This window comes from Microbacterium sp. BR1, assembly GCF_002812725.1.
Lineage (GTDB): Bacteria > Actinomycetota > Actinomycetes > Actinomycetales > Microbacteriaceae > Microbacterium.
The window spans coordinates 21,385-34,658 of the sequence record NZ_NMUN01000009.1; the positions used below are offsets into that span (position 1 = coordinate 21,385).

At 65.1% G+C, this 13,274-nt stretch carries 11 protein-coding genes; 5 read left to right on the forward strand and 6 right to left on the reverse strand.

The genetic code is table 11. From position 1 onward, the window contains the following. Positions 1 to 92 precede the first annotated feature (92 nt). Positions 93 to 1,079, forward strand: a complete 987-nt coding sequence (locus CGU35_RS14300; RefSeq protein ID WP_100812213.1) for an Abi family protein — start codon at positions 93 to 95, stop codon at positions 1,077 to 1,079. A gap of 5 nt (positions 1,080 to 1,084) precedes the next feature. Here CGU35_RS14300 and CGU35_RS14305 read toward each other — a convergent pair whose 3' ends face one another. The 5 genes from CGU35_RS14305 to CGU35_RS14325 form a co-directional block, all read right to left on the reverse strand. Continuing rightward, complete coding sequence (locus CGU35_RS14305; RefSeq protein ID WP_100812214.1) at positions 1,085 to 4,204, reverse strand: AAA family ATPase; 3,120 nt, start codon at positions 4,202 to 4,204, stop codon at positions 1,085 to 1,087. Between the two features lie 338 nt (positions 4,205 to 4,542). Then, the gene (locus CGU35_RS14310) at positions 4,543 to 5,355 is read right to left on the reverse strand and encodes an AAA family ATPase (RefSeq protein ID WP_100812215.1); all 813 of its coding nucleotides are present in this window, start codon (positions 5,353 to 5,355) and stop codon (positions 4,543 to 4,545) included. Further along, a complete protein-coding gene (locus CGU35_RS14315; RefSeq protein WP_100812216.1) occupies positions 5,355 to 6,740 on the reverse strand; it encodes a Mu transposase C-terminal domain-containing protein in 1,386 nt (461 codons plus the stop codon). Before CGU35_RS14315 ends, CGU35_RS14310 begins: the two co-directional genes overlap by 1 nt. A 7-nt stretch (positions 6,741 to 6,747) precedes the next feature. After that, positions 6,748 to 7,344, reverse strand: coding sequence for a recombinase family protein (locus CGU35_RS14320; RefSeq protein ID WP_100812217.1), 597 nt, complete (start codon positions 7,342 to 7,344; stop codon positions 6,748 to 6,750). A gap of 185 nt (positions 7,345 to 7,529) precedes the next feature. Continuing rightward, positions 7,530 to 7,934 carry a heavy metal-responsive transcriptional regulator gene (locus tag CGU35_RS14325; protein ID WP_100812218.1) on the reverse strand — a complete coding sequence of 135 codons (405 nt, stop codon included), beginning with the start codon at positions 7,932 to 7,934 and terminating at the stop codon, positions 7,530 to 7,532. 54 nt (positions 7,935 to 7,988) lie between these two features. On the opposite strand from CGU35_RS14325, the gene CGU35_RS14330 reads away from it, so the two are divergent. Together CGU35_RS14330 and CGU35_RS14335 are read left to right on the forward strand one after the other, a co-directional pair. Next, the gene (locus tag CGU35_RS14330) at positions 7,989 to 8,303 is read left to right on the forward strand and encodes a thioredoxin family protein (protein ID WP_100812219.1); all 315 of its coding nucleotides are present in this window, start codon (positions 7,989 to 7,991) and stop codon (positions 8,301 to 8,303) included. Further along, positions 8,300 to 9,649, forward strand: coding sequence for a dihydrolipoyl dehydrogenase family protein (locus CGU35_RS14335; RefSeq protein WP_100812220.1), 1,350 nt, complete (start codon positions 8,300 to 8,302; stop codon positions 9,647 to 9,649). The genes CGU35_RS14330 and CGU35_RS14335 overlap by 4 nt, the downstream gene beginning before the upstream one ends. Positions 9,650 to 9,900: 251 nt before the next feature. Here the strand turns inward: CGU35_RS14335 and CGU35_RS14340 are convergent, their stop codons facing one another. Then, positions 9,901 to 11,142, reverse strand: a complete 1,242-nt coding sequence (locus tag CGU35_RS14340; protein WP_100809640.1) for an IS256 family transposase — start codon at positions 11,140 to 11,142, stop codon at positions 9,901 to 9,903. Positions 11,143 to 11,160: 18 nt separating this feature from the next. On the opposite strand from CGU35_RS14340, the gene CGU35_RS14345 reads away from it, so the two are divergent. Both CGU35_RS14345 and CGU35_RS18245 read left to right on the forward strand, forming a co-directional pair. Further along, a complete protein-coding gene (locus tag CGU35_RS14345; RefSeq protein WP_157813999.1) occupies positions 11,161 to 11,781 on the forward strand; it encodes a hypothetical protein in 621 nt (206 codons plus the stop codon). Between the two features lie 487 nt (positions 11,782 to 12,268). Continuing rightward, on the forward strand, positions 12,269 to 12,742 hold the full coding sequence (locus CGU35_RS18245) for a hypothetical protein (protein WP_198519608.1): 474 nt from the start codon (positions 12,269 to 12,271) through the stop codon (positions 12,740 to 12,742). Positions 12,743 to 13,274 lie beyond the last annotated feature (532 nt).

Here is a 13,274-nt window from a genome sequence, read left to right on the forward strand (position 1 = left end):
GCTCGCCGTGCGCTCGCGTGCTACCGTAAACACATCACGATCAGCCCGCTCGCCTCACGGCTCGGGCTGATTTTCTTTTTGCGGGAGACGTGATGGTTGCATACGACAAACCGTGGTTGCCCATCGAGGCACAAATCGACAAACTCGCCAGCCGTGGCGTCGAGATCGGTGATGAGGCAGACGCCGCCAAGCTGCTGCGCGCAGTCGGGTACTACCGTCTCACCGGATACCTGTACCCGTTCCGCCGTTCGGAGCGCTACGACGACGAAGGTCGCACTCGAGTGCGCGTACTAAGCAGATACCGCGACGGCACAACAATGGCGCATGCAGCGAAGATCATCGACTTCGACCGGGCGCTCAGAATCCTCGTGCTCGACGGCATCGAACGGGTCGAAGTCTCCCTGCGAATGCAACTGGGCCACACCCTCGGTGCACAATCCCCCTTCGCACACCTGGACTCGGCGACATTCGTGCCACCGTTCACCACTGAATACACCGACCCGATCTCCGGACTCCCGACCAGCAAGCACCTCCAATGGATCGCGAAGGTCAACGCCCGCCGGGACGCATCCGATGAAGCGTTCGTCGCGCACTTCCGCGACAAGTACGACGGCCAGATGCCGATCTGGGCCCTCACCGAGATCCTCGAGCTCGGCCACCTGAGCCGCCTCTACAGCGGCCTGAACAACTCCCTCGCCACCGCGATCGCACACTCCTACGGGGCCCCGACGAAGCGGGTCATGGCGAGCTGGATCGCCAGCTTGAACTACGTCCGGAACGTCGCCGCCCACCACGCTCGCCTCTTCAACCGAAAGCTCGTCGTCGCCCCCAGCCGGCCACCCGTCGGAGACGTCCCGCTCCTGGACCATCTTCGAGACGACAGCAGAGCGAAAGCGGTATACGGCGTTTACAACGCCCTCGCTGTCACCGCCTACCTACTCCGCACGATCGACCGGGACTCCGGATGGCCAGAACGCGTGCTTCATCTCGCGCGAACCTTCCCGGGCATCCCCAGCTTCACCCTCGACACGATGGGCGCCCACCCGCGCTGGAAGCGCCTCGAGCTGTGGGCACCGTGACGTCGTCACCGAGACGGACCGCGACCCGGGATCGCTGGCGGCGAAGACGCGAGCTGCGGATGCTGTCGAAGTCGATCTTCAGCGGCCCGGTGCTCTGAACTCATCGAGCCGCGGAGCCCACGTTCCACGTGGACCTGATCGAGTTGCGCTTGGAAATGCTCTCGTTCGTGTTCCAGAACGTCGCTCTCCGCTGTGCGCGTCTTGATCAGCGCAGCGACCGCCTCCCAGGCGGGGTCGGAACCGTCGTTCGCTGAGGGGCCGCGCCCAGTCCCGTGATGAGAGCTTTCAGCGGCCGCGAGGGCACTTGCGCGTTCCAGCAGTGCGCGCCGCGTGGTGGCAAGCCAGGCAACCAGAACATCCTGTGAACTCTGCCTGGCGGTCAGCGTGGCGGTGATCGCCTCCGCGACACGATCAAGATCAGGCGCCATCCCCCACGGTCGGGCACTCGCATGATCCAGCGGAGGGATCCGATCGGTCGCGATCCCCTCCGGCGCGCCGGTTGGCTCTCGCGCCGCGCGCCCCAACTCCACCCGCGCGGCGCGTGCACCGTCCTCGATCGTGACCTCCACGGTGCCGCGCAACATCGTCTCCGCAATCGCCTGGCGTGCCGCGACCGGGGTGCGGGCGATCGTGATGGCCACGTTGTGCTCGCGGCCGCGGGTCATTCCGACATAGAGGCCCGACGCATTGACGCCCGGCCCCACGATAGACGCGTCGGTGGTCTCACCCTGGATGCCGTGCACCGTCGACGCGTACGCGAGGTGCACGTGCTCGGCGAGGTAATCGTGCGACACCACCCGCACGTCCCCCGCATCGTGCACGCTTCCAAGGCGTACCCCGCCGCGTTCGATCAGCTGAACGGTCCAGAGCGCTCGGTTCTCGACTCCGGTCGTGGTGTCGTTGCGGCGGGTCTGGACGATGTCCCCTTCGAGGATCCGCTGCTCCCCCTGCCCCACCGCAACCCTGCCCACGTGTAGCGCACCGCGGTCGAGCCGCTGCTGCTGGATGGCGTTGTTGATGGCATCGGCCTCGTCGTTCGTACTTGTCACCAAGGCCACCCGTTTCCCCGCACCCATCCACCGGAAGTAGGCATCGACCATTGCCTCGCGCGCTTCCGCATGGTCGGCGACGCGGTGGATGAGCCCGCGGTCATCAAGGTCCGCTGCGACGGTGAGAGCGGCATCCTCCGACGCAGGTTCGCGCATCCGCAGCGTCAGCGCCGCATAGTCGGGGTCACGGAAACGGTGCACCGCCGTCAGTTCCACCACCGCGGTCGCACGGCGGGTCAGACATGCCATCGCCCCCGAATGCCCGACCGGCATCGCCTGCAGATGATCGCCAACCATCGCGACGCCGGCCCCCGTCTCGGCCGCAAGCGCCGCCAGAGCGTTCGCGGTGTGCAGATCGACCATCCCGGCCTCATCGACCACCACCCGATCGCCCGGCGTCAGCGGGTAGCGGCGCGGCCCGGTGAACACGTTTCCGCTCGTCGGGTCGATGTCTCCGACGCTCAACCGGGACCATACCGGCGCGCCGGCTATGTCGTGGGTCCATCGCCAGCCGTGGTCGGCGAGCAGGGCGTGCAGGCTGGATGCTGTCGCCCCGATCTCGCGCGACGCTACCGCCGCAGCCTTCTTCGTCGGGGCGACCACCACGATGCGCCGGCCCTGCCGCGCCAATGCCCCGCTCGCCACACGAAGCGTCGTTGTCTTCCCCGCACCCGCCGGCCCCGTCACACTCACCAGCCGATCCGTGCCGGCAATCGATGCAGCCGCCTGCGCTTGCGCCGTATCGAGCACCACAGAATCGGTGAGAACTTGGCGGGCGACATCTTCGACAAGGTCTGCATCAAGCGGTTTCCCGGGCACGGCGAGAGCATCCAGGCGCGCGGCAAGATCCACTTTGAGCGACGCCGTCGCGACCGACATGAACCCCTTCACGTGCCCCGGCCGCGCACCCTCCCCCGCGAGCAAATCGACCGTGAGCGTGAGGGCACACGCCTCGACATCATCGATCAAGGGTTGGAAGGAGCCGCGGTCACCGACCAGCCCCGCGCCTGCGAGAGCGCGAATCACCCCTGCGCGTAAGTCAAAGGTGCTGAACCGTCCACCATTCGAAGCCGACCGGGCATCCGCATCCACCACCGCCTTCGCTGCCAGCACCTCACGATCCACACCCGCAGGCCGCTCCGGGCTCACTACCGGCGCGCGAGGCTCGAGCAGGGTCGGGTCGATCGCGGCGACCTCGTCTCGAATGAGGTGCTCCCACTCATCCTCATCGACCCGGGTCGGTTTGTTCGGGCGTCGGGTCGCCCACGCGAGCCGGTCGATTTGTTGCTGCACATCATGCGAGGGCTCCTGCCCTGGATGCTCAGCGCGCCACTGCGTGACTAGCACCGCTCGGTTTGCCTCGATCTGATTCGATCGGCGCGACAACGGCCGTACCGCCCGCGCCAACTCAGCGATCTCCCCGTTCGCGTCGACGGTATAGCCGTGGCGGGCGAGCGCGGCAATCCACGCAGGGTCCGTTCGCGCTGCGAGTTCACCCTCGGCATTGACAACAGTGTGGAACTTCATCGCGACCCGCGAGTCCACATTCGACCATTTGCCGTCCTGGCCCTGCACCTTCACGTTCAGCCACAGGTGCCGATGAATGTGCGGATCCAGCGCCCGCGACCGGCGATGCTGCAACTCCACCACCTCAACCCGATGAAGAGCCTCACGGAACCTGCCACCCGCACCTCGGCGCGCGTTCAGCTCCTGCTGCCAGGCTCCAATGATCCGGTCACGGAGACGGTCCTGAAGCGCCTCAAACTCGGTCGCCAACTCCGGATGTATGAGCGCAGCGATGCTGTACGACTTCGGCGCGTTGATCGTGCCATCCAGGATCAGATCCGCGGTCGGTCCAGAAAGATCCCGACCGCGCTGCTCCCCCGATTTCGGGTCTCGACCATCCACCCACTGCCGAAGTTGCTCGGCCGTGAGCGTGTCGCGAGTGATGATGCCGTCCGCGACAACGAGCCGAGTCATCCCCTGCGCACTGGACTCGCTGTATGCGGCGAGCGCGTCAACCCCGGCCGCAGTGAGCAAGTGCGAATCGCACACACCCTGGAACGCGTACGCCATCGCCTGCCGGACGCCCTGTGACCGAACGCCGCGCTTCCACCTCTGCAACCCACCCCGCACGCTCCGAGCGTACGCCGAGTCTGCGTATCACGCAGCGTGATTCACAGAAAGTGCCTGCGTGCATCGTCGTTTCGTCACTCTGGTCGCTCTTGGCGTCGTGGCTCGTATCGTCGGCGATCGCGTTCCGTCGATCGTCCCGAGGTGTCTCGACGTGTTCGCATGAGCGACCTTCATCGGGCACCTTCGCGGGCGGGACTTACGAGAATCGGCCCACTCCTCACTCCGCGGGCTGTGGAGTTTGCCGCTCTTTGGCGGTGTTCTGTGATCGCTTCGTGTCGCTAGTTGCCGATGACGAGAATGCTCGCGGCGGCTTCAATGACGTCGTCGGTAATGGTGTCGAGCTGGTTGATCTTCAGCACGCGATTGATCTGGGGGAAGAGCCGTTCGAGCAGGCGGAAGTTGCCGCGGGTGATGCGTTCGATGGCGGCGATGGCTTGAGCGTCGGTGAAGTCGTCAGGGTCGAGAGTCCTGCCGAGTCGCTTCCAGTGGCGGTCGAGAACGAAGAGGAGCTCTTCCCGGCCAAGGGCGCGGTAGTGGTGTGAGAAGCCGAGGCGGCTGTAGAGCTGGGGGTAGTGACGGAAGCGTTCGTCGATACCGGGCATGCCGATCAGGATCATCGCGAGATGCGTGCGGTCGTGACGGTCGCGGAGAAGCTCCAAGGCGGTCGGGGTGAGCCGTTCGGCTTCGTCGATGATGAGGAGCTCGACCAGGCGGGTGACGTCGTTCTGCCTGACCACTTCACCGTCGGGCATGAGGGAGCGGAGGTGCTCGTCGGCGCAGAGTCCGACTTTGATCTGCCAGTGGTCGATGTCGTGCATGAGGTCCTTGGGCCGGCAGAGGACTTCGGGTGTGTAGAAGACGGTGCGGGATCGGTTCGCCAGGGCATAGTGCTTTGCGTCGTGATCGCCTCTCGGTCCCCACGCGTTGATGTAGGGCTCGAGGGCGTCCCAGTTCGCGTAGCGGCGGGCGGAGTTGGTTTTCCCGACGCCGGCGGCGCCGTGGCAGATCCCGATGGTTTTCTCCTTTCGGACGGCGTTGGCGAACTCGGTGAAGCGTCGGTGTTCTTTGGTGACGATGAATGCCTGGTTCATCACTCGTCCTCTTCGTAGGTGCGAAGCCGTGGCCGCCGCTTGATCGGTTCGGGGGTGCGAGGTTCCTGGCGGGTGGCAACGGTCGGAATGCGATCGTGGATTGCACGACGCAGCTGCTTGCGGCGGGCGCGGCGGGCGGTTTCGATGTCGCGGAGGCTGAGGCGGAGGTTGGGGTGGGCCTCGTCGATGGCGGTGCAGATGAACGTGTCGCGGTCGTAGACGCGGATCTCGGAGATGTCCCGGGGGTCGTACCGGATCGTGATGGTGTGACCGACGAACGGCGCCAGGGTTGGGGCGAGGTAGCGCTGGCCTTGGAAGTGGATGCCGTCGCGTTGCACGACCCGGTTCTTCGGAACAGTAAGGAGCAGCCCGTCGAGCTCTTGAAGGCTCTCGGGCATCCGCGGAAGCCAGCCGTCCGCGACCCACGCATCCCGGGGTGAGATCCCCAGCTCGCTGTGGGGCCGGTCGTTGTAGGTGCCGATGAAGTCGCCGATGGCACGGTCGAGGCCTGCGAGGTCGAGCATAGGCATTGGTGTTCGGCTGCCGGGTCCGAGGTGGCCGGGGAGCGTGGCTAGGAGTTCGGTGTTGATGGTTCCGAAGAACCGTTCGATCTTCCCGCGGCCTTGGGGTCGCCCGACGGCGGAGTGGACGATCCTGATGTGCAGGGCGAGTGCGGTCTGCTCGAGGTGATGGCTGATGAAGTCGGAGCCGTGGTCGACGTGGAGGATTTCGGGGATGCCGCACATTGCCCACGCCGGGTCGGTCTTCCGCCAGATCGCCTGTCGGAGAGCGAGGGCGGTGTTGATGACTGAGGGTGCGCCGGTGAAGACCATGTATCCGCAGATGGCGCGGGAGTAGTCGTCCATGACCGTGGTGAGCCAGGGCCGGTCGGGTTTCCCGTCCGCGCCGACGATGAGGATGTCGAGCTCGGTGTGGTCGGACTGCCACGTCTGGTTGGGGTGTTCCGCCCGGCGCCGAAAGACGAGCTCGTGCTTGTCCCGGTACGAGACCGGTCCCTCAAGTGCCAGCGTGACAAGGGCCGGATCGAGTGCCTGGACGATCTGGCGGACGGTCGCGTAACTCGGCACCGGCAGTTCGTGAGCTTCCGCCTCCGCGGAGGCGAGCCGGTGCAAGGTGGCGATGCTTGGGCGTGGCCGGGTCAGCGCCAATCGTTCGATGAACGCGACAGTCTCCGCTGATGTTCGGCGGCCCCCCTTGTCGTTGCGGTCATGAGGTTCGAGGGCTGCGATGCCGCCTGCGCGGTAGAGCTGGTGCCAGCGTTGGAGGGTGCGGGCGGAGATCCCGGTCTCCCGGGCGAGGACGGCGAGCGGGATCTGGTCTTCGACATGAAGCCGAAGAACACGCCACCGTTCGGCCGCGTCCATGAGTCACTTACACGGTGGTGCTCTCGCGGGCCGCGAAGGCCTGCTGGTGGCGGTAGAGGGTGGCTCGGCTCCAGCCGACGAGTTTCGCGGCATCTGCCGCGGTCCGGCCCTTGGCCCTGGCCTCGGTGACGAGCTTGAGTTTGTCAGCGACGACGACAGGATCCGACAAGGGCCGGCCGAACTTCGTGCCGCCTTGCCGAGCAGCAGTGATCCCGGCATTCACCCGTTCCGTGATCAGCTCGCGCTCGTACTCAGCCAAAGTGGCAAGCATGTTCAGCATCAGCCGGCCCGAGGTCGTCGACGGGTCGATGCCATCAGAGATGCTCTGCACCTGGACGTTTCGCTCCCGAAGGAGCTTCACGGTGTTGAGAACATCGATCAGGGACCGTCCGAGGCGGTCGACTCGCCAGACGACGACCGTGTCGCCGGGCTTGGCGTAGTCGAGGAGTTTCTTCATTCCGGGCCGGGAGATCGCGGTTCGGCTACCTGAGGTGACGTCGGCGAAGATGTCGCGCTCCTGCACGCCGGATTTGACCAAGGCGTCGACCTGCAACTTCGCGTCTTGGCTTCTCGTACTGACCCGCGTGTACCCGAGATGCCTCACCCGACCATTGTGCCTCAATAACTGCTAGAAGCGGCGAAGGAAAGACAGTTTGCGGTAAGACATGTTTCCAAGACAAATGGCGTCCCGGAAATCCGCCACTTCCCTCGGCTGCTCGGAAGGGGTTTCGCGTGCCTCGGAAAACTTTAGCTTTTCGAGGCGGACCGCTGGTGCGGACAACGACGGGCTTACGGGAGCGGCTGTGGGATGACGTGGCAGATGCTGCGCTCCGAGCACGTCGCTGGATCCAGGGCCGAGCTGGTCGTCAGCATGCCCACGAGCTCTCTCTCGAGGCGGGCGAGTTCTTGTTGGCGGGCTCTGACTTCACCGAGTTTGCCAGTGAGTAGTGAATGCACGTGTGAGCACGGGGCCTGCCCATCCTCCCGGAGGGCGAGAACCCCGGCGATATCGGACAGCGTTAGTCCGGCGGTTTGAGCGGCGCGAATGAACCCGACCCGGGAAGCGACCCCGTCGTCATAGACCCGGTATCCGTTGCTTTGTCGGCTCGGGGCCGGCAGGAGGCCCTCGCGTTCGTAGAAGCGAAGGGTTTGAGTGCTGACGCCCGTGGCCGCGGCGAGGTCTCCAATGCGCATGTGACCATCACACCACTTGACCTTGTACCGGGCTGCAACGTTTACGGTCGTTGGATGGAGATCACGTTGCAGTACTTCGATGGGTGCCCGAACTGGCAGACGACCGAGGAGCGCCTCGCCGTGATCACGGCGGAACGATCCGACATCACGGTGAGCCGGCAGCTCATCGAGACACAAGCGGAAGCGGAAACGGTCGACTTCCGCGGCTCCCCGACTCTCCTGGCCGACGGTGTGCCGTTGTTTCCCGTGCCGGAGGCTCCGCCTGGCCTGTCGTGCCGGGTGTATCTGACACCAGCAGGTCTTGCCGGGTCCCCCACGACAGAGCAGATCCGCGACGCCATCGTGAACGTCGAAGCGGGCACCCGGTGAGTGACGCGTTGGACCTGCTGGTCATCGGTGCCGGCATGGCTGGCACGTCCGCTGCGAACAAGTGCGCCGCACAAGGCTGGCGGGTCGGGATCGTCGACGCGCTCCCCTACGGCGGCACCTGCGCTCTCCGGGGATGCGACCCGAAAAAGATCCTTCGCCGCGGCGCCGAAATCGTCGATGCCGCCCGGCTGATGAACGACACCGGCATCACAGAAGCTGGCCTCCGTGTCGATTGGCCGGCACTCATGCAGCGCAAGCGCGGCTTCACCAACGGGGTACCAAAAGGCATGGAAGACGAACTCACCGGCAACGGTGCCACCACCTTCCACGGTCACGCCGAGTTCACCGGCCCGAACACCATCACCATCGATGGCACCACCCACGAGGCGGAGCGGTTCCTCATCGCCTCCGGGGCCACCCCGAGGCTTTTGACATTCCCGGGCGCGGAGCACCTCATCGACAGCACCCAGTTCCTCGACCTCGATGCCCTACCGCAGCGGATCGTGTTCATCGGCGGCGGGTTCATCTCGTTCGAATTTGCCCACATCGCCGCCCGAGCCGGCGCGCACTGCACGATCATCGACCGCGGCCCGCGGCCCCTGCGCGAATTCGACCCCGACCTGGTGGAGCTGCTGACCTCACGCACCGAACAAGCCGGTATCCGCGTCCACCGAAACACCAGCGTCACCGCCATCGAGGCAACCCCCTCCGGATTCCAGCTCAACGTCGACACCAAAGGCACGACCACCCGCCTTGACGCGGACCTCGTCGTCCACGGTGCTGGCCGCGTCCCGAACCTCGAAAGCCTCCACCTGGACGCTGCCGGCATCGCGAGCAGCTCACACGGAGTAACCGTCACCGGACACCTGCAAAGCACCACCAATCCCGCCGTCTACGCGGCAGGAGACGCCGCTAACACCGCGGGACGGCCCCTGACGCCGGTCGCCGTGTTTGAGGGTAAAGTCGCGGCCTCGAACATGCTGAAAGGCACCACGACAGCGCCCGACTACACCGGAGTTCCCACGACCGTATTCACCATCCCGGAACTGAACCGGGTCGGTCTCCTCGAAGAAGAAGCTGCCGAAGGCCACAACACTGCCGTCCGCTTTACCGACACCAGCAACTGGTACTCCACCTACCGGGTCGCCGAGACCACCGCCGCCGCCAAGATCATCATCGATACCGACACCGACCAGATCCTCGGCGCACACCTCCTCGGCCCCGGCTACTCCGAACTGATCAACACCTTCGGTATCGCCATCAAGCTCGGCCTCACCACCCGGCAACTCAAATCCACCACCGCCACCTACCCCTCCCTCGGCTCCGACCTCGGCTCCCTGCTTTAACCGAGCAAAGCAGAGAGTCAACAACCCTCTGCTTTCAGCCAGTTACCGAGCCCGACGCACCCGCCAACGAGCGATCAAAAAACACTGCCAGAGAGCGGCAAAGTCCACACTCCGCGGGCCTCGTCGATTCCCCAGCATGGCCCCGCGCATCGCCCGAGGCAGGACCGGCATTCGCACGGTCGTCCACAATGTCGCAGGGTCAAGTCCTGGGACGTGGTGTATCGGTGATCGTGTGATCCCTCGTGTCGAGGTCAGGCTGTGAGGGCCCGAAGGTCGGGTTCGATCACCTCCTCTGTGGTGGGTTCGCCGACGCGGCGTGCGGCGGCGAGGGCGTCGAGGCCGAGGTAGCGGCGTTGCTCGGCCCACTCGTCGTGTTGCTCGGCGAGGACGGCGCCGACGAGCCGGATGATCGCGTCGCGGTTCGGGAAGATGCCCACGACGTCGGTGCGGCGGCGGATCTCCCGGTTGAGGCGTTCGTTCGGATTGTTGGACCAGATCTGCCGCCAGATGCTCTTCGGGAACGCGGTGAACGCGAGGATCTCCTCACGTGCGGCCTCGAGGTGCTCGAACGACCTGGGGAGCTTGTGCTCGAGCGCGTCCAGGACGCGGTCGAACTGGGCGTGCACGGACTCCGCGTCGGGCTGGTCGAAAACCGTGCCCAGCAGGGTCTTCACCCATGGCCACGAGGACTTTGGGGTCACGCTCATCAGGTTCGCCGCGTAGTGGGTTCTGCACCTCTGCCAGGACCCGCCGACGGTCGCGCCGATCGCTGCGACCAGACCTGCGTGTGCGTCGGACGTGACGAGCTTCACGCCGGTCAGGCCTCTCGCGACGAGGTCGCGCCAGAACGTCAGCCAGCCGGCGCCGTCTTCGGTCGAGTTGACTTGCAGACCGAGGATCTCGCGGTAGCCGTCGGCGTTCACGCCGGTCGCGACCAGCACCGCGACCTTCACGACCCGGCCGCCCTCGCGGACCTTCATGGTGAGCGCGTCGGCGGCGACGAACGAGTACGGGCCGGCGTCCAACGGCCGGGTGCGGAACGCGGTCACCTGCTCGTCAAGGTCGCGCGCCATCTCCGACACCTGCGACTTCGACAGCCCGGTGATCCCGAGGGTCTTCACCAGGTCATCCATCCGACGGGTGGACACGCCGAGGAGGTAGCTGGTCGCGACCACGGTGGTCAGTGCGGCCTCCGCGCGGCGGCGGCGTTCCAGCAGCCACTCCGGGAAGTAGGTGCCCTGCCGGAGCTTGGGGATCTTCACGTCGATGGTCCCGGCGCGGGTGTCGAAGTCGCGGTGGCGGTAACCGTTGCGACGGTTCACCCTGTCGTCGCTGATCGTGCCGTAAGCGGCGCCGCAGATCTGGTCCGCGTCCGCGGATAGCAGCTGGTTGATGAACGTGCCGAGCATCTCCCGCAGCAGATCGGGAGACGCCTGCGCGAGGTGGTCTTCGAGGAAGCGGGCAGGGTCGATATCGTGGGGTGAGACGGTCATCGTCGGGGTCCTTTCGAGATGGATGTGAAGAGTTCTCTCGAAGGATCACGCGGTGACCGTCGCTACGTCCGCAGCGACACGGTCACCCGATCCGTACACCACCTTGCCGGACGCCACCTGTCGCAGCTCTCGCGTGTCGAGCGTGTCGTAGCCTCCGTCTACTTTGCTGGCATGCCGAGCGGACCTGACTTCCTGCAGATGACGATTGCCATCTTGTCGGTGCCAGCTGTCGCAGCAGCCATCACCTGGTTGGCGCGCCGATTCAGTAAGGAGTCGCGTCTGCTCCTACGGCTCGAACGGTTGGCCGCGATCTATCCCAACCTTCCGGCGGGCTCGATGCAAGATGAGTTCGCAAAGAGAGTGACCGACGCTGGCTCGGAATTGAACGCCCGCCTGGATCCGCTCTTCAAGCAAGAGCGTAGGCGGAAGCGGACGGTCATCGTGTCGCTGGTCGTTGGGTCAGCGTTCGTGATCCTGTTATGGCCAGGCCATGCGGCGCTGGAGCCCGGGGGTAGCAACCTCTCAAGTCTCGCGCTGGGAGTCATCGCCGTGGCCGCCTTCCTCTTCATCGAGCGGGACACCCGTCGCCAGCGTGCTGCCATCAAGGACGAGCAGAGCGGCCAATCCAGCGCCCTCTAGACAACCTCCTGCCGCGTGGCGCCGTCGAGGCGCTAAGTGGCGCCCGTCAGCCGAAACGAGCGCGCTCGGCGACCGTTCTCGGACGAGTGAGATTGCAACTACTCCACACGCGAAAGGTCGCACGTCAGCGGTGATGAGCAGGCTCCCCCCGAGGCCGTCCGCGCCCGAGGATAGGCCCCCACAGTTACGTTGGCACAAGCTGAATCCCGTGCCGATACAGCGCCTTCGGCACGGTCGCAGCCCCAGCACCGCCATCAGTTGGGCAGTTCCGAATTTCTTGTTATCTGCCCGCGCCGTGCTCCTGTCCCCACCTGTCAGCGAATCGTAAGCAACTTGCGCGACCATGCAGGCCAGCGTGAACCTGGGTGACTCAGAATGCGCCGGAACGGTGTCCAAGACGCAAGCGGCGACATGGAACGGTTATCACATCGCAAGGACCAACGGCGGCTACCAGGTCGGATCTACGTTCTCGCAGGGAGGAAAGCATGTGAAGAAGCGATTGATCGTCCTCGCATCAGCGGCGGGTGTCGCCGGGGTGATCGCCGTTGGTGGCGCCGCCGCATACGGTGGTGCTTTCAACCCCGCCTCCAACCCTGAGGCAAACGCACCCGCAGAACCGGTTACTCAAGAGTCGTACGACGCGGCATATGCGACTTTTCGCGACTGCATGAAGGACGCAGGCGCTTCCCTTTTTTCGGAGCGCACCGTGGGTGTCGTTCACGAGTACTCCTACTGGGAAGGCGACAAATCGGCCCATGACCGGTGCTACGTGGACTTCGCCCCAGTGGACTTCCGATGGCAGGTGGCGAACTCCTACGATTCCCCGACCTACGTGAGCCTGCGGGAATGCCTCACGGATCTTGGCGTAGAGCCGGGTAAGGATGTCGAGACAGTCTGGGAGCAGGTACAGGCTGCGGACATAGATGTCGTGGAGTGCACCTTGGGCCCCGGTTTGGGCTAGCGACCTCCCGGTCTGATTGCTGATCACGGCCATCCGCCCCTACGGGGGCGGCGTGCGTGTCTATATGCAGTATCGGCGCAACGTCCGCCTTGTCCAGATACACTCTGACCGGTTCCTACATCGGGCAAGAAACCACTGCGGAATAAGTTCGCCGACTACGGCAATCATCCGATGGATGGGCACAGATCTTCCACGACCGCCCAGATCAGGTGCGAGCGGCTCATAATCGAGGGCTGAGGCCATAGGTCTTGACACCGCGCCGCCACGTCCGGCATTCATTGTTTCCACATGAGGCTTCGCTGTGTGTCAGATGGGCGTGAGGAACGAATCGGCGACAACTTAACCTGTCACCAGTTCATTCCTTGCGCCCGCGTGCCGGCAGACGCAACCGTGACGGCGTCTATCTGGAACGGTGTGCGACACAGGCGGTGGTTCGGCCGAACTTCTCTGCGAGCGGAGCGAAGTCGTCGATGAGCGGGTCCATCCGGTGCGGTCGTGGCATGGCTGCTCCTATGCTCATCGTGCGGCGCTG

Coding starts and splice junctions, on each gene's coding strand:
- CGU35_RS14310 (WP_100812215.1), bottom strand. CDS start 5,355: ATGAACCAGGCATTCATCGTCACCAAAGAACACCGACGCTTCACCGAG.
- CGU35_RS14300 (WP_100812213.1), top strand. CDS start 93: ATGGTTGCATACGACAAACCGTGGTTGCCCATCGAGGCACAAATCGAC.
- CGU35_RS14325 (WP_100812218.1), bottom strand. CDS start 7,934: ATGCGCATTGGAGACCTCGCCGCGGCCACGGGCGTCAGCACTCAAACC.
- CGU35_RS14305 (WP_100812214.1), bottom strand. CDS start 4,204: ATGGCGTACGCGTTCCAGGGTGTGTGCGATTCGCACTTGCTCACTGCG.
- CGU35_RS14345 (WP_157813999.1), top strand. CDS start 11,161: ATGGATGTGAAGAGTTCTCTCGAAGGATCACGCGGTGACCGTCGCTAC.
- CGU35_RS14330 (WP_100812219.1), top strand. CDS start 7,989: ATGGAGATCACGTTGCAGTACTTCGATGGGTGCCCGAACTGGCAGACG.
- CGU35_RS14315 (WP_100812216.1), bottom strand. CDS start 6,740: ATGGACGCGGCCGAACGGTGGCGTGTTCTTCGGCTTCATGTCGAAGAC.
- CGU35_RS14340 (WP_100809640.1), bottom strand. CDS start 11,142: ATGACCGTCTCACCCCACGATATCGACCCTGCCCGCTTCCTCGAAGAC.